At 50.5% G+C, this 18,957-nt stretch carries 15 protein-coding genes; 8 read left to right on the top strand and 7 right to left on the bottom strand.

Annotated features, from left to right (window positions below):
• The first annotated feature begins 45 nt into the window (after window positions 1-45).
• From lpxD to PGN_RS09525, 8 genes are all read left to right on the top strand, one after another.
• Window positions 46-1,095 (top strand): UDP-3-O-(3-hydroxymyristoyl)glucosamine N-acyltransferase, encoded by a 1,050-nt coding sequence (gene lpxD, locus PGN_RS09560; RefSeq protein ID WP_004583732.1) that lies wholly within the window; start codon window positions 46-48, stop codon window positions 1,093-1,095.
• Complete coding sequence (locus PGN_RS09555) at window positions 1,074-2,462, top strand: bifunctional UDP-3-O-[3-hydroxymyristoyl] N-acetylglucosamine deacetylase/3-hydroxyacyl-ACP dehydratase (RefSeq protein WP_005873963.1); 1,389 nt, start codon at window positions 1,074-1,076, stop codon at window positions 2,460-2,462. Before lpxD ends, PGN_RS09555 begins: the two co-directional genes overlap by 22 nt.
• The gene (lpxA, locus tag PGN_RS09550) at window positions 2,459-3,253 is read left to right on the top strand and encodes an acyl-ACP--UDP-N-acetylglucosamine O-acyltransferase (protein ID WP_013815340.1); all 795 of its coding nucleotides are present in this window, start codon (window positions 2,459-2,461) and stop codon (window positions 3,251-3,253) included. The genes PGN_RS09555 and lpxA overlap by 4 nt, the downstream gene beginning before the upstream one ends.
• 4 nt (window positions 3,254-3,257) lie before the next feature.
• A complete protein-coding gene (locus PGN_RS09545) occupies window positions 3,258-4,772 on the top strand; it encodes a bifunctional ADP-dependent NAD(P)H-hydrate dehydratase/NAD(P)H-hydrate epimerase (RefSeq protein ID WP_012458689.1) in 1,515 nt (504 codons plus the stop codon).
• A 71-nt stretch (window positions 4,773-4,843) separates the two neighbouring features.
• On the top strand, window positions 4,844-5,263 hold the full coding sequence (locus PGN_RS09540) for a DUF6769 family protein (RefSeq protein WP_012458688.1): 420 nt from the start codon (window positions 4,844-4,846) through the stop codon (window positions 5,261-5,263).
• Between the two features lie 538 nt (window positions 5,264-5,801).
• Window positions 5,802-6,980, top strand: a complete 1,179-nt coding sequence (locus tag PGN_RS09535; protein ID WP_012458686.1) for an efflux RND transporter periplasmic adaptor subunit — start codon at window positions 5,802-5,804, stop codon at window positions 6,978-6,980.
• Between the two features lie 19 nt (window positions 6,981-6,999).
• Complete coding sequence (locus PGN_RS09530; protein ID WP_012458685.1) at window positions 7,000-10,119, top strand: efflux RND transporter permease subunit; 3,120 nt, start codon at window positions 7,000-7,002, stop codon at window positions 10,117-10,119.
• A gap of 16 nt (window positions 10,120-10,135) precedes the next feature.
• The gene (locus PGN_RS09525; RefSeq protein ID WP_012458684.1) at window positions 10,136-11,314 is read left to right on the top strand and encodes a TolC family protein; all 1,179 of its coding nucleotides are present in this window, start codon (window positions 10,136-10,138) and stop codon (window positions 11,312-11,314) included.
• Between the two features lie 97 nt (window positions 11,315-11,411).
• Here PGN_RS09525 and PGN_RS09520 read toward each other — a convergent pair whose 3' ends face one another.
• The 7 genes from PGN_RS09520 to PGN_RS09490 form a co-directional block, all read right to left on the bottom strand.
• Window positions 11,412-13,454: an AAA family ATPase gene (locus PGN_RS09520; RefSeq protein ID WP_012458683.1), complete on the bottom strand. Its 2,043-nt coding sequence runs from the start codon at window positions 13,452-13,454 to the stop codon at window positions 11,412-11,414.
• 4 nt (window positions 13,455-13,458) lie between these two features.
• The gene (locus PGN_RS09515; RefSeq protein WP_012458682.1) at window positions 13,459-14,940 is read right to left on the bottom strand and encodes a glycoside hydrolase family 10 protein; all 1,482 of its coding nucleotides are present in this window, start codon (window positions 14,938-14,940) and stop codon (window positions 13,459-13,461) included.
• Between the two features lie 103 nt (window positions 14,941-15,043).
• A complete protein-coding gene (locus PGN_RS09510; protein WP_004583722.1) occupies window positions 15,044-15,226 on the bottom strand; it encodes a hypothetical protein in 183 nt (60 codons plus the stop codon).
• A 6-nt stretch (window positions 15,227-15,232) separates the two neighbouring features.
• A complete protein-coding gene (locus tag PGN_RS09505; RefSeq protein ID WP_004583721.1) occupies window positions 15,233-15,616 on the bottom strand; it encodes a putative signal transducing protein in 384 nt (127 codons plus the stop codon).
• Window positions 15,617-15,629: 13 nt separating this feature from the next.
• The gene (gene nadD, locus PGN_RS09500; RefSeq protein WP_012458681.1) at window positions 15,630-16,223 is read right to left on the bottom strand and encodes a nicotinate (nicotinamide) nucleotide adenylyltransferase; all 594 of its coding nucleotides are present in this window, start codon (window positions 16,221-16,223) and stop codon (window positions 15,630-15,632) included.
• Window positions 16,223-17,407, bottom strand: coding sequence for a nicotinate phosphoribosyltransferase (gene pncB, locus PGN_RS09495; RefSeq protein WP_012458680.1), 1,185 nt, complete (start codon window positions 17,405-17,407; stop codon window positions 16,223-16,225). The genes nadD and pncB overlap by 1 nt, the downstream gene beginning before the upstream one ends.
• Before the next feature lie 32 nt (window positions 17,408-17,439).
• Window positions 17,440-18,735 carry a hypothetical protein gene (locus tag PGN_RS09490; RefSeq protein ID WP_231845238.1) on the bottom strand — a complete coding sequence of 432 codons (1,296 nt, stop codon included), beginning with the start codon at window positions 18,733-18,735 and terminating at the stop codon, window positions 17,440-17,442.
• Between the last annotated feature and the right edge of the window lie 222 nt (window positions 18,736-18,957).

The following is an 18,957-nucleotide window of genomic DNA, read 5'->3' as shown; positions in this document are numbered from 1 at the left end:
GAAAAAATGTTTTAAGATCCATTGTACCCTAATTAACCCCGTCACATGGAATTTACAGCCCAACAGATAGCTGACTTCCTCCACGGTTCTGTGGAGGGCAATCCCAAGGTGCGACTGCACGACTTTGCCAAGATAGAGGAAGGTCGTAGTGGCTGTCTCTCGTTTTTAGCCAATGCTAAGTACGAACACTATTTGTACCAAACACAATCCGATGCAGTACTCGTCAATCAGGACTTCGAACCGCGCGAATCAGTGAAGACGACCCTGATACGAGTTCCCAATGCCTATGCAGCATTGGCGCAACTAATGCAATTGGTGGACAGCATGAAGCCCCAAAGGAAGGGAGTCGATTCCACGGCTTTCGTTCATCCATCGGTGATACTGCCGGATGATTGCTATGTAGGAGCTTTTGCCTACGTGTCGGAAGGGGCATCGCTGGGTACAGGCTGTAGCTTGTATCCGCATGTTTATGTAGGTAGTGGTGTGTCTGTTGGAGAGGGGACGATCCTCTACCCCCATGTGACGGTCTATGATGGCTGTTCCATCGGTTCGCGTTGCGTGATTCATTCGGGAGCCGTTATCGGAGCGGATGGATTCGGTTTTGCTCCGAATGCCGAAGGCTACAGCAAGATTCCGCAGCTGGGGAACGTTATCATTGAAGATGATGTCGAAATCGGTGCCAACACTTGTATCGACAGGGCTGTTATGGATTCAACGATCATACATCGCGGAGTAAAGCTGGACAACCTTGTACAGATTGCTCACAACTGTTCTGTCGGAAGTCACACGGTTTTTGCTGCCCAAGTCGGCATGGCCGGTTCGTCCCATGTGGGCGAATGGTGCCAGTTCGGAGGGCAGGTGGGTTTGTCCGGGCACATCAAAGTGGGAGACAGGGTCAGTTTAGGAGGACAGACCGGCTTGTTGAGCAACGTCAAATCCGGTTCCACGCTTCTCGGTTCGCCCGGGATGCCGCTACGGGATATGCTGCGAGCATCGGTCATCTTTCCCAAACTCCCGGATATGAGCCTCCGCATCGAACAGCTGGAAAAAGAAATATCAGAACTAAAAGAAATATGCAAAAACAACAAACACTGAAAGATAAGTTCTGTCTGCAAGGCAAAGGCCTACACACCGGACTGGATATTCATATTACTTTCTGTCCTGCTCCGGAGGAATCCGGATATAAAATCAAGCGTGTCGATCTGGAGGGACAACCCGTTATAGACGCCATCGCAGACAATGTGCACAGTACTCGTCGCGGTACGGTGCTGAAAAAAGGCGAAGTTTCCGTCAGCACGATAGAACACGCCATGGCAGCTCTCTATGCCCTCGGCGTAGACAACTGCTTGATCGAGGTGGATGCACCCGAATTTCCCATCTTGGATGGTAGCGCGGAACCCTATGTGAGCGAAATCAAGCGCGTCGGCTTGGTGGAACAGGAAACACCACGCGACTATTATATAATAAAAAAACGCATGGAGGTATCCGATCCGGAAAGCAATTCGAAGTTGATCCTGCTGCCGGATGACGAATTTACGGTAGATGTACACATCGCTTTCCCCAGCAAGGTGCTTAGCAATCAATTCGCCTCTTTGGAAACTTTGTCGGATTTCGAAGAGCAGATTGCAGGTGCTCGCACCTTTGTTTTCGTACGGGAGGTGCAGATGCTTCTGGAGGCCAATCTGATCAAAGGCGGCGATTTGGACAATGCTTTGGTGATCTACGACGAGCCATTGGCACAAGATCGACTCGATGCCCTTAGTGATATGATGGGAGTGGAGCGGAAGCAGGTCAATGAATTGGGGTACATCAATAACAAGCCTCTAATCTACGACAATGAACCGGCACGCCACAAGCTCCTCGACGTATTGGGCGACCTGGCTTTGATCGGAAAATATATTCGCGGACGCATTATTGCCACCTGTCCGGGGCATAGCATCAACAACAAGATGGCGCGTCTGATTCGCAAAGAAATCAAACAGAACGAAGCACAGGCCCCTGTCTACAATCCGAACAAAGAGCCGATCATGGACATCAATCGGATCAAAGAGCTTCTACCCCACCGCTATCCGTTCCTATTGGTCGATAAGATCATCGAAGTAGGGCCGGACTATATAGTCGGAGTAAAGAGCGTTTCCGGCAACGAACCATTCTTCCCCGGTCACTTCCCTGGCGAGCCTGTGATGCCCGGAGTCTTGCAAGTAGAGGCAATGGCACAGGTGGGAGGACTCTTGGTACTCAATACCCTGACCGAGCCTTCGAGCTACTCCACATACTTCCTTATGATCGACAAAGTGAAATTCCGCCGCAAAGTGGTACCCGGCGACACTTTGGTGTTCAAGCTCAGAATGATTTCCGAGATACGCAGAGGAGTTGCTAATATGCGCGGCTTAGCTTTCGTAGGAGAGCAGTTAGCCTGTGAAGCTGAATTTATGGCACAGATAATCCAGAATAAAGAATGATGTCAGAGACAAAAATCAGTCCGTTGGCATGGGTAGATCCGCATGCCGAGATAGGAGTAGGTGTTGAGATAGGTCCATTTGCCGTCGTGGAAGCCGGAGCTAAGATTGGTGATGGTTCCATTTTGCATCCTCATGCTGTGGTTCGTTATGGATCGACGCTCGGTAAGGGTTGCGAAATCCATCCGAATGCAGTAATCGGAGGAGTACCGCAGGATCTGAAGTTCCAAGGTGAAGATACCACTGCTATCCTCGGCGATTATACCATCGTACGCGAATGTGCTACCGTCAATAGAGGCACCGCCTCTCGTGGCACTACCGTAGTGGGCAGTCATTGTCTGCTGATGGCTTATAGTCATATAGCCCATGACTGCGTATTGGGCGATCATATCATTGTCGGCAATGCTTCACAGATAGCCGGCGAAGTAGAAATAGACGACCATGCCATCATCAGCGGCGGAGTGTTGGTACACCAGTTCGTACGCATCTCTCAGCATGTGATGATCCAAGGTGGCTCCCGCCTCTCGAAGGACATCCCTCCGTATGTACTGGTGGGACGGGATCCTCTCGTTTATTGCGGAATCAACATCGTAGGTCTGCGCCGCCGAAATTTCACCAACGAGCAGATTTTCCTGATCAATGATATTTACCGCACACTTTACCAAAGAGGACTGAATAATTCCGATGCGATCGATATTATCCAGCAGGAGTACGCCGATTGTCATGAGAAGGAACTTATATTAGACTTTATCAAGTCTTCCAAACGCGGCATTGTCCGCGGAACCATGGAGTGAAGCCATGATCGGGATATTCACCGGAGCACGCATCAAGGAGCTTGACCGCTACACGATAGAGCACGAGCCTGTCTCTTCGATCGATTTAGTCGAACGAGCAGCCGCCACATGGGTGTATGAATTCGAACGTCTCTACACCCAGCAGCGCCGGATCGTAGTCTTCGCCGGCCCTGGCAATAATGGAGCGGATGCCCTATGTGCAGCCCGTATTCTGGGCGAAAACGGCTATTCGGTGGATGCCTTTCTCTTCAATGTCAGCGGATCGCTCAGCCCCGAATGCAACGAATGCAGGGTACGCCTGTTGGAGACTTCGGGGATCAGGCTGACCGAGGTGGTGGACAACTTCATTCCGCCGGAACTTTCCAGCCAGACCGTAGTGGTGGACGGTCTTTTCGGCGTGGGACTGAATCGTCCTCTACAGGGCGGATTTGCCAAGGTCGTGGAGTTCCTCAACCAATCCGGAGCAGAGATCGTATCAATAGACATCCCTTCGGGGCTGTTCGAAGAGGATAACTTCGGCAATAATCCGAATGCCATCATCAGAGCCACACACACCCTTACGTTCGAATATCCCAAACTATCCTTCCTCTTCTCCGAAAACGCCGACTATGTAGGCAAGTGGAAAGTCCTGAATATCGGTCTGAGCGTCGAAGGGAAGCAAACGATCAAGACAGAGTATTTCCTCAATACCGATTTCGATATATCCGGCATCATCCGGCAACGCCCTCGTTTCGCGCACAAAGGAACGTTCGGCCATGCTCTGCTCATAGCGGGAAGTCGGGGCAAGATGGGAGCGGCTTGTCTGGCTGCAAAGGCTTGTCTCCGAAGCGGTATCGGTCTATTAACTACCCATATACCCGCTTGTGGCGAGGCTGTCATGCAGACCGCCGTGCCGGAGGCCATGGTACATGCCGATGAAAAGACGGATATAGTCTGCGACTATTCCTCTCCGCTGGTTTTTCAGGCTGTAGGTATCGGCCCCGGCATAGGACGGGCAGAAGGCACAGTCCTTTTGGTCGAAAAGATACTTTCCACTCCTAACGGCCCCTTGGTGCTTGATGCCGATGCCTTGAACATCATTGCAGAAAACCGCAGTTGGCTCGATCGTCTGCCTATCAACAGCATCCTCACACCTCACTCGCGAGAACTGGAACGGCTGACCACCCATTGCAATACGGACTATGAACGGCTGCGCCAAGCCCGATTCCTCGCCTGTCATCATCATGTCTATGTAGTCCTGAAAGGAGCATTCAGTGCAACCTGTATGCCCGGTGGCATGGTCGTATTCAACAATACGGGCAACCCTGGCATGGCGACGGGAGGAAGCGGCGATGTCCTCATGGGCATCATTACCGGCCTATTGGGGTCAGGCTATCTTCCTGCTTCAGCCTGTGTCCTCGGCAATTATATCCACGGTTTGGCCGGAGACATCTATGCCGGACGCTATAGTCAGGAGAGTCTGATAGCATCGGATATTATCGACAATCTGGGTACAGCGTTCAGACAAGTTCGCGATTAGGACGGCAATCGGTCAAAAAAACACTTGATATAAGAAGAAACTCTTATTTTTGTTCCAAAACCGCATCGCTTGTGAGAAAGAAGCTCTCCATATTCTTCATAGGCTTAGCCTCCCTTGTCGTGCTGATCATCGGTATTATGCCCCATCATCATCACAACAAAGGTATGGCATGTCTCATGGCAAAACATTGTCATGAGAACGCCCCTCCGGACAAAGAGCACACTCATAGCGAACCGACCTGCGTAGCCAAAACCTTCTACCTGTCCGGTGCGGAACTTCGACTCAAGCACAGATATTCTCTCTGCGAAGAGTGCCACGATCCCCATCACATCCATGTATTCCCTATTCTCTTTGCCGTAGCCGATCTATTGCTACACCCGACCGATGATCTTTCGGCCGATCCCGAATACGGAGAATATCTCGTCTTTTATACACCCTCCGAAGCAAGACCATCCCATGGCTTGCGAGCCCCTCCTTTCATCTTTTCCTGAATCTGCTTGCGCATTCTTCGGCGCGACAGAAGGGGCGTTCCCATTAGTCCCCGTTTCTTTCTTTTGAGGCTGTCGTAGGGCAGTTCTCGTGCTGTGTGCTTTCAGCATCTGAAGCGATCGTGTATGTGCCATACTACACGCGACCTCTCGCCTCAGGCTAAGCACCCATCCTTTTCGGACTGAACGGGGAAGATCCGCCAAACAAACACGAACCAGAAATCATCGAATTGCGGTTCGTAAAAATTCGAAAACACGGGCCAAAAATTTTTCGTTTACGAGCGTAAAAATTTTCTTTCCGGTTCGAGAAAAAATTTTTTCTCAGACCGCATTTTCAGGAAGCATATTCGTGCCTTTTTCCGTACACAGGAGAGCAAGATCGTGAAGGAGATCATCCTCTTGGTTTTTCTATCTCGAAAAGAACAAACCAATCGCTCGGCGAACATCTTCTCCTCTGTCCTGAAGGGCTTTGAGGCACAGACGATTGTGTGCTCCTTATCGTATCAAAAATTTTACAGCAACAGGAAAAACAAACATAAAGATGAAACCATACTTGTCACTGCTATATATCGTTGCCGCCGCAATCCTCACGGCATGCAACTCAAGCAATGCAGCCCCTCAGTCGGGAGCGGAGCTAAAACACGAACATCAGGAAGATTACGACCATGATGGAGATAAAGCAGAGAAAAAATCCGCATCGGCCAATGAGATTCACTTCTCATGCCGGCAGGCTGAAGCAGTAGGATTGCAGGTAGAGAAAGTGGCACCTGCCTCTTTCAACTATGTGATCAAAACAAGCGGACAGATCCTCTCCGCCCAAGGCGATGAAGCCACCATAGCAGCTACGGCCAACGGCATCGTTTCGTTTGCCGGTTCGGCCTTTACAGAAGGAGCCTCCGTACGAGCAGGAGAGTGCATCGTACGCATCTCTGCCAAAAATCTGCCGGATGGAGATCCCGTAACCAAGGCAAAGATCGCTTACGAATCGGCTCAAAAGGAACACCGGCGGGCTGAAAAGCTGGTAAAAGATCAGATCATTTCGAACAAGGAATACGAACAGACTTGCAGGGACTATCAGACAGCCAAGACCATATACGAAGCCCAAGCATCCGGCACCGGTGCGGGAGGGGTCAGCGTGGCGTCTCCTATGAGCGGATATATCAAAAACCGCATGGTCAACCAGGGCGAATACGTATCCGTAGGCCAATCCATAGCCACTGTGTCACAAAACCGCCGGTTGCAGCTACGGGCGGAGGTATCGGAGAGCCATTTCAAGAATGTCCGCAATGTCTCCGGTGCCAACTTCCAGACTTCATACGACAACAAGCTCTACGAGCTGTCCGATCTGAACGGAAGGCTGCTCTCGTTCGGGCGTGCATCCACACAGTCATCCTACATCCCCGTTACATTCGAATTCGACAATGTGGGCGATGTCGTACCTGGCTCTTTCGTCACTGTGTATCTGCTCTCCAATACTCAGGAAGAAGTTCTCTCCGTTCCCGTATCGGCCATTACCGAAGAGCAGGGATTGCACTTCGTCTATCTGCGGTTGGCCGAAGAGGAGTATCAGAAACAAGAGGTTACCCTCGGGCAGAGCAACGGACGTCGTGTGCGAATCCTGTCCGGACTGAAAGCCGGAGACAATGTTGTGACTCATGGAGTATATCAGGTGAAACTAGCCGCTACTTCGTCCGTAATGCCTGAAGGTCATACTCACTAAAGAGAGAGGATATTCGATCATGCTGAACAAGATCATTCGGTTCTCTCTGAACAACCGGCTGACCATATTGGTAGCATCCGTACTGCTGATGCTGGTCGGCACCTATACGGCCTCCAATATGGAGGTGGACGTATTCCCTGACTTGAACGCTCCTACCGTCGTAGTGATGACGGAGGCTACCGGTATGGCACCCGAGGAAGTGGAACGCCTCGTAACCTTCCCCGTCGAGACGGCCGTCAATGGAGCTACCGACGTGCGTCGCGTGCGCTCGTCTTCCACTACGGGCTTCTCTATCGTTTGGGTGGAATTCGACTGGGGGACGGATATTTATCGTGCTCGTCAGATCGTGTCGGAAAAGCTGGCCGTGGTCGGTGCCGATCTGCCGGACAATGTGGGCAAACCTACGCTCGGTCCCCAATCCTCCATCCTCGGCGAAGTCATGATTATCGGACTTACGGCCGACAGCACCTCTCTCCAAGACCTCCGTACTTTGGCCGACTGGACGATCCGTCCGCGCTTGCTCTCGATCGGAGGTGTGGCACAGGTGACAGTACTCGGAGGCGACATCAAGGAATATCAGATACTGCTCAATCCCGAAAGGATGAAGCACTACGGTATCACGCTGGCCGAAGTACGTGCTGCCGTCGACCAAATGAACCGCAATGCATCGGGTGGCGTGCTGTATGAATACGGCAACGAATATATCATTTGCGGACTCCTCTCCACGAACGATGCTGCCGCATTGGGTAAGACACTGGTAAAAAGTCTCGATGATATTCCCATCATGCTCGAAAGCGTGGCAGAGGTAAGGGTGGGCAATAAGGCACCGAAGTTGGGCCTTGCTTCCGAGCGAGGACAATCTGCCGTACTCGTGACCATCACCAAACAGCCGGCGACGAGTACACTGGAGCTGACCGAAAGGTTGGATCGCTCTCTGGCCGATCTGCAAAAGGCTCTCCCCTCCGATGTGAAAGTGAGTACAGACATATTCCGTCAAGAGCGTTTCATCGAAAATTCTATCAGCAACGTACGAAAAGCTCTGTACGAAGGAGGCATATTCGTCGTCATCGTATTATTCATTTTCCTGATGAATGCTCGTGCCACGATCATTTCGCTGGTCACCATTCCCCTTTCGCTGGTTGCATCCTTTTTGACACTCAAACTGATGGGACTGACCATCAATACGATGAGTCTCGGAGGTATGGCTATCGCCATCGGTTCGCTGGTGGACGATGCCATCGTGGACGTGGAGAATGTATACAAACGCCTGCGCGAAAACCGTATGAAGCCTCGCGAAGAACAGGACACGGTGCTCAACGTCATATTCGAAGCCTCCAAGGAGGTGCGTATGCCGATCCTTAACTCCACCTTTATCATTATCGCCAGCTTCGTACCGCTGTTTTTCCTCTCCGGTATGGAGGGACGTATGCTGGTTCCGCTTGGGATCGCCTTTATCATTGCCCTTCTGGCATCTACCATCGTAGCCCTTACGCTTACCCCCGTACTCTGTAGCTATTTGCTGGCTAAGAGAAAGAAAGATGATTCGCCGGAGAAGGAACCCATCGTGGCCAAGAAACTGAAAGGCTGGTACGGACAGGCCCTGCAGTGGTCTCTTGGCAACACGAAAAAAGTATTGCTTATGACCGGTGGTGTACTGGTGGCTGCACTTATCGTCTTCTTCACCCTCGGACGCAGTTTTCTGCCTCCATTCAACGAAGGGTCGTTCACCATCAACGTAAGCACTCTACCGGGCATATCGCTGGAGGAAAGCGACAGAATGGGGCGTATGGCGGAAGAAATCCTGCTTTCAGTCCCCGAAGTACAGACCGTGGGGCGTAAGACGGGACGCGCCGAACTGGACGAGCACGCACTGGGAGTCAATGTGTCGGAAATAGAGGTGCCCTTCGTCCTCAAGGATCGTTCCAAAGACGAAGTCCTTGCCGACATTCGCGAGAAGCTCAAAGTGCTGCCGGGTGTGAATATCGAAATAGGCCAGCCCATTTCGCACCGCATCGATGCCATGCTCTCGGGTACGCGCGCCAATATCGCCATCAAACTATTCGGTCCGGATCTGAACCGGCTGTTTGCAATCGGGAATCAGATCAAGACTTCCGTTCACGATGTGAAGGGAGTGGCGGATCTGAATGTGGAGCAGCAGGTGGAGCGACCGCAACTCAAGATCGTACCGAAGCGTGAGATGCTGGCCAAATACGGACTCACACCGGCGAGTTTTGCCGAAATAGTCAATGTGATGCTTGCAGGAGAAGTGGTTTCGCAGGTGTACGAGGGCAATCGTTCGTTCGATCTTTCTTTGAAGGTGAACGATGAAAGCCGCGAGAGCGCAGACCGCATCCGAGATCTCATCATAGACGCCGGCGGACGGAAGATACCCTTCGCTTATGTGGCCGATATAGTGTCGGCTTCGGGGCCGAATACGATCAACCGCGAGAACGTTTCCCGAAAAATAGTCGTTTCAGCCAATGTGGCCGGTCGAGACCTGCGCAGCGTTGTCAATGATATTCAGGAAAGGATCGATGCCGATATTACGCTTCCCGAGGGCTATCATATCGAGTATGGAGGGCAGTTCGAAAGCGAACAGGCAGCGTCGCGTACCCTTCTCGTCACCTCCGTTTTTTCCATTTTGGTGATCTTCCTGCTGCTTTTCAATCAGTTCCGAAGTCTCTCTCAATCGGCTGTCAGCCTGCTCAACCTGCCTTTGGCTCTTATCGGAGGTGTCTTTGCCATCTTCTTCACAGGTGGGATTATCAGTATTCCGGCCATCATCGGCTTTATCTCCCTGTTCGGAATAGCCACGCGCAACGGTATGCTGCTCATTTCGCGTTACAACGATTTGCAGCAAGCAGGCCTTTCACCATACGAAAGTGTCCTGCGAGGTTCGCTGGATCGTCTGAATCCGATCCTGATGACAGCCCTTACATCCGGGCTCGCTCTTATACCGCTGGCACTGGGGGGCGAACTTCCGGGCAACGAGATCCAGAGTCCGATGGCGAAGGTCATACTCGGGGGATTGTTTTCCTCCACCATTCTCAACGCTTTTATCGTTCCGATTATGTATCTGCTGACCGACAAAAGCTATCGAGAAAGGACATTTCGAAATCGACAACTAACAATCGAATAAGAAAGACGGAAAAAGAATGAAAGCAATCTTCATAAGCATATTGGCCTTTTTGGTGACTGCTCCCGTTTGGGCACAAAACGGCATGAATGATGTACTGCATGCCATCGAAGAGAACAATACCACGTTGAAAGCTCTTCGAGAGAGCACAGATGCAGAAAAACTGAACAACCGCACCGGAATATTCCTGTCCAATCCGGAAGTGGAGGTCGGCTACCTATGGGGAAACCCTGCGGAAATCGGCAATCGGACGGACTTCAGCATTACGCAGAGTGTCGATATTCCTACTATCACGGGTATGAAGAGTCGTGCAGCCAAGATGCAAGACAAACTCTTGGACTGGCGATACAAAACGGATCGCATGAACATCCTGCTGGAGGCCAAGACTTGCTGTATCGAATTGATATACAACAAAGCCCTTTTGCTCGAATTGGAGCGTCGGCTCCGACATGCCCGCACCATTGCCGAAGGGTACGAAGCGCGCCTCAAAGCCGGCGATACCAACCAGTTGGAATACAACAAGATCAAGCTGAACCTCGCCTCCGTCGAAGGTGAAATATCCCGTGTTCAGGTGGATCGAAAGGCTCTGCTCGTCCGGCTCGAGCGGTTGAACGGAGGCAAAGAGATCGTATTCGACGAAAGCCGCTATACGGAGATCGTGCTACCGCAGTCTTTCTCTGTATGGTTCGATCAGGTAGCGGAAAAGAATCCGCAGTTGGCATATGCCCGAGAAGAGGTGGCCGCAAGCAAGCAGCAGGTAGCATTGAGCCGAGCAGCAGGATTGCCGGTTTTCTCTGCCGGCTATGTAAGCGAGAAGGTCGGGAGCGAAAGGTTTCAGGGAGTATCTTTCGGAATATCCGTGCCTCTGTGGGAAAACAAAAACCGCGTCAAACAAGCGAAAGCTTCGGTCAGAGCCGCAGAAATGCGTGAGACGGACAGTCGGCAGCAGCTGTACAGCGAGCTTCAGCTCCTGTACGAACGTGCCGCCGGGCTAAAGACCACGGCGGAAAATTATCGCAGATTGCTGACGACCTCCGACAATGCCGACCTGCTCAAGAAAGCATTGGATGCAGGAGAGATCTCCTTGCTGGACTATATTGTCGAAATGGGACTCTACTACGATACCGTCAGTCGGGCGATGGAAGCCGAACGCGACTACCAACAGGCATTTGCCGAACTCTCAGCAGTCGATTTGTAATTGTATATGTTGGATTGGAGGGCGGGAAAGCAGCCTTTGTATTTATCAGTTTCCGCCCTCCAATCATCTTTCATCCGAAATCTCCAAGAAAGCCGTTTTATTTATGTCCGGTCTGATCTCGGTGTTTGCGTAGGCGGATTCGGTAGAGATTGGCTTCGTCTTCTTCGTCCAGCTCCTCGCAGAGGGCAATGAGCCGTTTGAGCAATGAGCGACTTTGGGGGTTGAGTCCATCAGCTTGTCGGTACGCATCGAGGGCTTCTTGGTAGTAAGCGAATTTCTCCAAGACTTGTCCCAATGTGAATCTGGCAGTAAAGTCCATCGGAGCAATGGCTATGGCTTGGTTCAAGGTGGAGAGGGAAGCGGTTATCTCATTCAGCCCGGCTAATGTCTTGCCTTTCCTGACTAAGGCTTCCACATAGTCGGGGTAGAGCGTAAGGGCCTTGTCGTAGCAGCGAATAGCGGCATGAGCATCATGAGCCTCTGTAATACAGTCATTGCCCATCAGCACATATTCTTTGGCCAGCCGACGCATAACCTCGCGTTGCTCGGCCAACTCGCGACGCAGCTCTTCCTCGCGACGGCGTGCGTGCTCCATTTCGAACAGCTTACTCACCAGCAGGCGACGAAAGAGCGGGTCGTCCAATTCGTTCTTCCTCGCTAATGCTTGCGAAAAGGCACCGATGGCTTCCGTATAATGGCGAGCATTCCACAGTCGGAGGGCTTGTGCATACTCGCGTTCTGCTTCGGCACGCAGGAGTGAGCCATTGATGATCTCCAAATCATTGGCTCGCGAATAAAAATCGATGATCTCACGACGGACGATCACATCCCGACCGGCAAGCGGTGCACGCAGCACCATACCTTCGAGCGAACGGCACCGGCTGAGAGCTACATAGGCCTGACCGCCGGCAAAGGTACCTTCCGAGAAATCGATGATCACGCGATCGAACGTCAGTCCCTGGCTCTTGTGTACCGTGATCGCCCAAGCCAATTTGAGCGGATACTGAACGAATCTTCCCAGTACTTCCTCCTCCACTTTATTGGCTTGCTCATTATAGGAGAAGCGTTTATTGTCCCAGATGCATGGTTCCACCGTTACAACTTCTCCGGTGCTGAGACATACATCTATCGTTTCACTCTCCTGATCGAAACCGGCTACTATGCCGAGTGTTCCATTGACCCATCGACGATCTTTGTCGTTGGAGACGAATATCACCTGAGCATCCTGTTTCAGTGTAAGTTCCTCCTCTGTCGACAAGGATGAGGAGGGAAAATCGCCTTCGATAGTACCGTACAGGGTGATGGGGTCGCCCTGTAGCTGTTCCAATTGCCGCTCATTGATGTAACTCACGTGCCGGCGTTTGGTGGCAAGTGTGATGACCGGTTCGTCCTTCGGCGGCTCGTAATGACGATTGACACATTTATTGATGTCCTGAAGATCCTGTTCGGTAAGCCTGCCCGATCGGATTCGATCGAGTATCTGCACGAATGCTTGCTCTGTCTGTCGATACACCTTGGTCAGCTCCACTGTGACGGGAGGGGTTGCTCGCAGTGCCTCGGAAGAGAAAAAGAAGGGGTTGGGATAAAATCGTTTCAGTATGTCGGCATCATCTGCCGTTACCACAGGTTCAAGCTGATAAAGATCTCCCACGAACAACATCTGCACACCGCCGAAAGGCCTTTCTTGCCGGCCTCTGTATATACCGAGGAGCTTATCGATGGCGTCGATGACATCCGCTCGAACCATGGACACCTCGTCTATGATAATCAGATCGAGACTTCGGATCAGTTTCTTGTGTTCGTTCGTGTAGCGAAACACATCGAACACCCGTCTGTCACGAGTACTCAAATCGGGATCGTTCGGCGGAATGGGGCGAAGAGGCAGTTTGAAAAACGAGTGGAGCGTCTGCCCTCCGACATTCAGTGCCGCAAGGCCGGTAGGCGCAAGCACGACAAACTTCTTATGCGTCGTAGCACAGATATGCCGAAGCAGTGTGGACTTACCCGTTCCGGCCTTGCCGGTCAGGAAGAGGCTTTGGTCTGTGCGTTCGATCAGGCTGAGCACATAGCCCATCTCCTCATTGGCAAGGTCGATTGCGGACAGGCCCTCCTCTCTCTTTTTTGTCTTGCGACGAGGCATGCGCTCAGGGGCGTTTGTATCGGGCTTTGACTTTCAGCTTGGCCGGTTTGCTCTCGTTGTGGAAGCGATCTACGGCCGTCACCCAATAAGTATAATCGGCTGAAGCATGGGAGTCGGGAAGGCGAATGCTGTTTTCGGGAGTAATCACCCAAATGTTTTCAGCTTGTTGGATCGTTTTCTTCATGCCATGACGGAAGGCATAGACCACGAAGTAGGAAGCTTTGACAGGGTCGGATTCATCCTTTTCAGCAAGCCAAATCAGGTGAAAACCTGATGGCAACCAAGCGGCATGCAGTCCTTTCACTTTCGGAGGAGCCTGTCGGTGCATAGCCGTATAAGCAGGTATAAGTGCGGGATAGCGGTGGTAACGGCTACGCAAGCTGTCTGCCACTCCTTCGGTATTGTTCACTACCTCGCCTGCCGGCCAAAGGGCATGCCCCACTGCTACGGATCGCTGCATCCGCATCTTGGAAGCCAGTTGTCGGGCGGTCATCGTTCGTTTGACATCTTGCCCGAAGTAGAGATGCGCAGCTCCTACAGAATTGCGCCCCCACCACTCAGCTAACGTGGCATAGTCCGCGGCTTTGTGTCCGATCTCCCAATAGATTTGGGGGATAACATAGTCGATCCATCCTCTTTTTTGCCACAGTAGCACATCGGCATAGAGGTCATCATAGTTCTGAAGTCCGGCCGTCTCGCTACCGGAGGGGGAGGTGCGTTTGTTCCGATATATGCCGAAGGGACTGATTCCGAAACGAACCCACGGTTTTGACTGCAGTATGGTCTGTTTGATCTCATGCACCAGCTTGTTTACATTCTCGCGTCTCCAGTCCCCCTTCGTTTGAGAGGTATATCCCTGTCCGTATCGTCGAAAACTGTCGTCATCGGGAAAAGCCGCACCGGCTACCGGATATGGATAGAAGTAATCATCCATGTGAATGGCATCGATGTCATATCGCATCGTAATATCTCGTACGATACGGCAGATATAGGCCCTACAATCCGGCACACCGGGATCATAATAGAGCTGGTTGTTGTAGGTGACAAACCATTGCGGATAACGGTGGTAGGGATGATTGGGAGCAAGCCCTGCTGTTCCCGAAGTCGAGGCCCTGTATGGATTGATCCACGCATGCAGTTCCATCCCTCGCTTGTGACATTCGCTGACCATAAAAGCCAGTGGATCCCAAAAAGGCGTAGGGGCTTGTCCCTGTCGGCCTGTCAGGAAACGGCTCCACGGCTCTATAGCGGATTCGTACCAGGCATCGCTCTCGGGCCTGATCTGGAAAATGATCGCATTACAGCCGGCTTCTTTGAGTTTATCCAACCTCCCGATCAGCAGACGGCGTGCTTCGGTAGGAGAGAGACGAGCGTATTCTCCCTGATAGACGGTTTGGATCCAAGCTGCACGGAACTCCCGCTTGGGATAATCGGCGTGGACTTGTGAAGGCAGTTTTCGCTTGGTGCCACAGCTAAAAAGAGCCATAACACAAAATAGCAAGGCAAGAAAAAAGGTGAGAGACTTACGAGAACAATGATACATGGGATTGTAATGAGAGTGATATCAGAGAGAAAAGTGGCGAGTCGTTCTACTTTCCTCTGCGACGAATGTCTTTGTAGATAGTGACAAATACGATGATACCGGATGCGATGATGCCGAAAAATAATTGTCCACTCGGTTTTCCTGCCCCAATGGCATAGACTACGAGCAGTATCCAAAGGAGTGCGATACAAATGATCTGACTGTTACTAAGCGGTTTACGCCTGGGCATATTGCTTTAGCTTAAGAGATAGAGTATGATGGAAAGCAGTCCGAGAAAGACCAGGAGCAGTCCCGTAATGATCCATAACCGTTGTTCCAAAGGACGATTGCGCAGGAGAGGCAAGTTGTCTGCCCATCGGCTGATACGCCCTACTGGGGTCTGCTCCGGTTCTGCCAATGGCAATCCGGACTCCGCCAAAACAATACGAGCAGCCTCGAGGTCGCTTTCGGCCAATTCAATTCTCACACCGCCGACATCGCACATAGGGCCTATGATACGGTTGGTGTATTCATTACGCAAATAGGCCGTGATGCCTGTCTCGGCAAGCATTCGTTGGAGTTCTTCTGCCAAAGCATTGCTTTGCAGGCAGACGAGCGTGACCATTCTTTCTTCTTCCATAGCTTGTCTTTTTTCAGCGTTTTGGTGACAGACAACTTTGCAGGGCAGATGCTATGACGTCCTGAGACTCAGGGAGAGGTAGCCAATAGCGTAGATCTTTTCCTTCCAATATGCTTGTCCTGATTTGGGTAGAGGAGATTTCTATTCGCGGGGCATCATGTATGTATCGACATCCGGTCGGAAGCGTCGTATCGTTTACTTCATAGCCGAACCGAGGGTATATGATTAGCTCGTATTTGGCCATCAGCCGATGATGATCCTTCCATCGATCGAAGCTCTGCCAGTTGTCCGCCCCGATCAGGAGGGCGAACCGATGATGAGGATACAGCATGGAGAGAGCACGAAGCGTCCGGATTGTGTAGTGAGGAGAAGGGAGCAGCTCTTCAATGCGCAGAACTTGAAAACGGATATCCTTTCGAATGGCTTGCTCTATCAGCTCGCAACGCAGATCGTACGGGAGCAGCTCTTGGGTATTTTTTAGAGGGTTCAACGGGCTTGGTACGAACCACAACTGTCTGATCGGAGTGTATTCTGTCAGATAATTGGCCAGTGCCAAATGACCGATATGCATCGGATTGAAAGATCCGAAGAATAGTCCCGTCAGCATTATTTCGGTTTGATACCCAGTGTATTCATCGCCAAAAGGATTTCTTCCGGCTCTCCCGTATGCTTACCATCGACGTCGCTCAGCTTTACACAGTAGTGCCAGTCGTCTTTCGCCGTCATCTTGCACTTCCAGAGCTTCATTACGATATTCAACGGCTCTACGCCCCCACCCACATCATTGGTCAGATTGGTACCGATTCCAAAGCTGGCCTTAATCCTGCCGGCGCACAACTTTTGAATCTCTATAGCTCGCTGAGGAGTGAGGCTGTCAGAGAATATAATGTACTTGATTTTGGGATCCACTCGCAGCTCTTCGTATCGTCGCACTGCTTTTTCTATGAATATCTCGGGATCTCCGCTGTCATGTCTCAGACTGGTAAAGAGCATGGCATGCTTCTTACTGAAGTTGCGCATGAAGACATCAGTCGTGTACGTATCGGTCAGCACAGTGCCAAGATCACCGTCATAGACATTGATCCAATCCTCCATGGCTACATAATTGGCCATCTTATAGCCGTAAATAGCTCCATGGAATTGTATCCATTCGTGTGGATGTGTGCCGGAAACACGTAGCCCATGCTTATGGGCAAGGTGTACGTTGCTCGTACCAAAGAGACTCTCACCTGCATACTGCTTGAGAATATCCGTCACACGGTCTTCCACTTCAAGGGAGAAACGCCGCCGCATACCGAATATCGAGAACGTAGTTCGATGCTCTCGCATCAACTCCCCTTTAGATCGAGTTACCTCTTCTACTTGTTTCCAATCCGGCTTGGCTCCAATAAAACGATAGTACAGCTCACTGATGACGGCAAGGATAGGCGTCTCCCAAAGTGTCACTCGGTAGAGAAGGCCTTGCGCTCGTATATCCAAGTGGCCTTGTGCGTCTATCGATACTGTAACTTCTTCCGGATCGAAACGGAAGCCATCGAGAAAATCGATATATATCGGTGGAAGATAAGGAAGCTCTCGTTGGAGAAACTCTTTTTCATCACGAGTCAAAGACAGAGCAGCCATCGCTCGTATTTCACCTCGCACCAGCTCCGCAAATTCTTCCGTAAAGCCCTGCCGATTACGGTCTATGAAGCGAAATTCGCCATAAGCTCTGGGGAATAGCTTGGCATAGGCATAGCCGGTGGTGAATTTATATAGATCGGTGTCTAATATGCTCCGGATAATACCCATAATAATTTTGAGTTAGAGAGATGAATGCCCCCTTAATACCTATCCAACCATAGCACAAAAGCAGGACAGCGGCTTTGGCAGATAAATGCTTCAACTTCGTCTTTATCATTTCTCTTCGAGTGCATACTTTCAGCCAACAACAAGGAAACATCCGCCACAAAGCTCACTTCAACAGCCAAAGCACTACGTACTACACTCGGAGCAATAGCGAAAACAGATATACCCTTTTCACGCAAAGCAGTCATCTCTTTGAGTGCAGCGTCCGATTCTTCAAGGTGGAGAATTTGGAAATTCTTTCCCTTTCTCTCGAATGAACTTACCAATTCCGTCGCGATCCTCTCGGTCTGTTCGTTACCGCTCATGCCTGTCAGAATAATACAAGAGGAAGCCGAATCCGGTAAGTATTCAGTCAGATTGAGACGAAGCAAGTCGATGTCCCGTTGCATCGTGGCTGCTCTCTTCTTATTTCCATTCAATAGAGCTAATATACGCTTGAGTGCTTTTTCTCCAAGTTCCGAAGGTACCAATATGAGATTACGAAAAACGATATAGACAAAGAAGATAATCATGGGAAAAAACAACCCCATAACCAAATTGATAATCAAGATCAATAAGTCTTTCTTCGACACTGGAACAGACTTCGTCTTGTCCAACACAATCAGGCTCGAAGATGCATCAGCAGTCAAAAGGTCCACTTTGTATTCATTAATCATAGACACCAGCTTCTTCCGCAGAGCTTCACTGTCAGCGTTCCTCTCCTTTTCTGTGATTCCCAAAGAGACAAGAGTAGAATCGGATACAGGACCCTCCGACTTTTGAAGATCGCTTAGACTTTTTTCCGCTAAAGCGATTTTTTCTTCGACCTCTTGACGATATTTCTCGCGAGACTGGATATCGAATTCTTCTATAATTCCGTCTAGAAAGTCTCTGGCAAAACCTAAAGATCTCTTTATCGTTATCCTCATTTCTATCCGGCCCTTGGACTCCTCGGTTCTAAGCCCCGAATCGTAAAGCACTCGCGCCTTGTCCTTTGATTCTTTAGTAACTATTATGATAGGCTTAGAAAAAAAATCTTTTTTCGAAGTTTCATAGTCGAATCGTGGCGTTTTCTCCACCCTAAGTTCCCCGATCGGAGTAGCCACAGAAATACCATAAGGAAGCCGAATATCCTTTATGCTTACTTTCTCTCCATCATGCTTTCCTTTCAAAGAGAGAATCGTAGCATGCTCTTTTTCCACCTTCATCTTTACAGTGAAAGAACTAAGTGCACTTTCCGGCGAAAAGATCAAATGAATGGGTGTATGATCGTAAAAATCATGATTGGTCACTTTGCCCGGGAGATAATAATTCACATCGTACTGTATTTTCTCTCCCACTCTTTCTACGAGACTTGTAGCACAAAGACCATTGAAAATAGAATTCTGATCTAATACAGAAATACCTTCCCAACGAGGCGTATAATTATCATATACATTGTAGTTTGGATTCAACCCACCGGAGCTTGCTCTCTGAACGCCTTCGGGGAATCGTGCCATTACGGTCGTAAAATA

It is taken from the genome of Porphyromonas gingivalis ATCC 33277, assembly GCF_000010505.1.
GTDB lineage: Bacteria > Bacteroidota > Bacteroidia > Bacteroidales > Porphyromonadaceae > Porphyromonas > Porphyromonas gingivalis.
This window is presented reverse-complemented; position numbering and strand designations above follow the sequence as displayed.

What these genes read in the sequence shown, in the direction of transcription:
- lpxD (WP_004583732.1), top strand. Translation starts at nt 46, where the DNA reads ATGGAATTTACAGCCCAACAGATAGCTGACTTCCTCCACGGTTCTGTG.
- PGN_RS09555 (WP_005873963.1), top strand. Translation starts at nt 1,074, where the DNA reads ATGCAAAAACAACAAACACTGAAAGATAAGTTCTGTCTGCAAGGCAAA.
- lpxA (WP_013815340.1), top strand. Translation starts at nt 2,459, where the DNA reads ATGATGTCAGAGACAAAAATCAGTCCGTTGGCATGGGTAGATCCGCAT.
- PGN_RS09545 (WP_012458689.1), top strand. Translation starts at nt 3,258, where the DNA reads ATGATCGGGATATTCACCGGAGCACGCATCAAGGAGCTTGACCGCTAC.
- PGN_RS09535 (WP_012458686.1), top strand. Translation starts at nt 5,802, where the DNA reads ATGAAACCATACTTGTCACTGCTATATATCGTTGCCGCCGCAATCCTC.
- PGN_RS09530 (WP_012458685.1), top strand. Translation starts at nt 7,000, where the DNA reads ATGCTGAACAAGATCATTCGGTTCTCTCTGAACAACCGGCTGACCATA.
- PGN_RS09525 (WP_012458684.1), top strand. Translation starts at nt 10,136, where the DNA reads ATGAAAGCAATCTTCATAAGCATATTGGCCTTTTTGGTGACTGCTCCC.
- PGN_RS09520 (WP_012458683.1), bottom strand. Translation starts at nt 13,454, where the DNA reads ATGCCTCGTCGCAAGACAAAAAAGAGAGAGGAGGGCCTGTCCGCAATC.
- PGN_RS09515 (WP_012458682.1), bottom strand. Translation starts at nt 14,940, where the DNA reads ATGGCTCTTTTTAGCTGTGGCACCAAGCGAAAACTGCCTTCACAAGTC.
- PGN_RS09510 (WP_004583722.1), bottom strand. Translation starts at nt 15,226, where the DNA reads ATGCCCAGGCGTAAACCGCTTAGTAACAGTCAGATCATTTGTATCGCA.
- PGN_RS09505 (WP_004583721.1), bottom strand. Translation starts at nt 15,616, where the DNA reads ATGGAAGAAGAAAGAATGGTCACGCTCGTCTGCCTGCAAAGCAATGCT.
- nadD (WP_012458681.1), bottom strand. Translation starts at nt 16,223, where the DNA reads ATGCTGACGGGACTATTCTTCGGATCTTTCAATCCGATGCATATCGGT.
- pncB (WP_012458680.1), bottom strand. Translation starts at nt 17,407, where the DNA reads ATGGGTATTATCCGGAGCATATTAGACACCGATCTATATAAATTCACC.